This window comes from Caballeronia sp. INML2, assembly GCF_023631365.1.
Classification (GTDB): domain Bacteria; phylum Pseudomonadota; class Gammaproteobacteria; order Burkholderiales; family Burkholderiaceae; genus Caballeronia; species Caballeronia turbans.
The window spans coordinates 1-1,174 of the sequence record NZ_JALQDH010000075.1; the positions used below are offsets into that span (position 1 = coordinate 1).

At 65.9% G+C, this 1,174-nt stretch carries 1 protein-coding gene; it reads left to right on the top strand.

Translation table 11 applies throughout. The features are described from left to right. Window positions 1-1,174: aldehyde dehydrogenase family protein (locus tag NCT32_RS26675; RefSeq protein ID WP_250490635.1), on the top strand; the 1,174-nt coding region annotated here is incomplete at both ends.

Here is a 1,174-nt window from a genome sequence, read left to right on the forward strand (position 1 = left end):
CGCGCGGTGGCAGCGGCGCGGCGCGCGTTCGTGTCGTTCTCGCAGACGCGCGTGGCAGAGCGCGTCGCGTTGCTCCAGCGTCTGCTCGAAGCGTATCTCGCGCGTTACGACGAGATGGCCCAAGTCATCTCGCGCGAGATCGGCGCGCCGGCGAAGCTCGCGCACGCCTGGCAAGCCGGGCTCGGCAAGCGGCATATCGAGGAAACGCTGCGCACGGTCGAGCACTTCCCGTGGCAACGCAAGAAGGGCACGACACTGATCAATCACGAACCGGTGGGCGTGGCCGCGCTCATCACGCCGTGGAACTGGCCGATCAATCAGATCGTGTGCAAGGTCGCGCCCGCGCTCGCGGCGGGCTGCACGGTGGTGCTCAAGCCCAGCGAAGTGTCGCCGATGAACGCGGTGCTGTTCGCGGAAATCATGGATGCGGCAGGCGTGCCCGAAGGCGTGTTCAATCTCGTGAACGGCGACGGCCCGAGCGTCGGCGCGGCGCTGAGCGCGCATCCCGATGTCGATATGGTGTCGTTCACCGGATCGACGCGCGCGGGCATCGAGATCGCGAAACTCGCCGCGCCGACCGTGAAGCGCGTGCATCAGGAACTGGGCGGCAAGTCGGCGAACATTCTGCTCGACGATGTCGATCTCGAAGCCGCCGTTACCGCGGGCGTGAACGCATGCTTCAGCAACAGCGGTCAATCGTGCAATGCGCCGACGCGCATGCTCGTGCCCGCATCGCGGCATGACGAGGCAGTCGGGATCGCCTTGCGTGCGGCCGGCAAGCATCGCGTGGGACCGGCCGGCGATCCGGCGACGACGATGGGCCCCGTGGTCAGCGATGTCCAGTTCGGGCGTGTGCAGCGGCTGATCGATATCGGCATCGAAGAGGGCGCTTCATTGGTAACGGGCGGCCCCGGACGTCCCGATGGATTCGAACGCGGCTATTACGTGAAGCCGACGGTGTTCGCGAACGTGCATCCGTCGATGACGATCGCGCGCGAGGAAATCTTCGGCCCGGTGCTCGCGATCATGCCGTATCGCGATGAGGAAGACGCGATCGCCATCGCCAACGACACGCCTTACGGACTGGCGGCTTATGTGCAGTCGAAGGATCAGGAACGTGCGCGGCGCGTGGCCATGAAAATGCGCGCGGGCAGCGTCTACGTGAATTATCCGG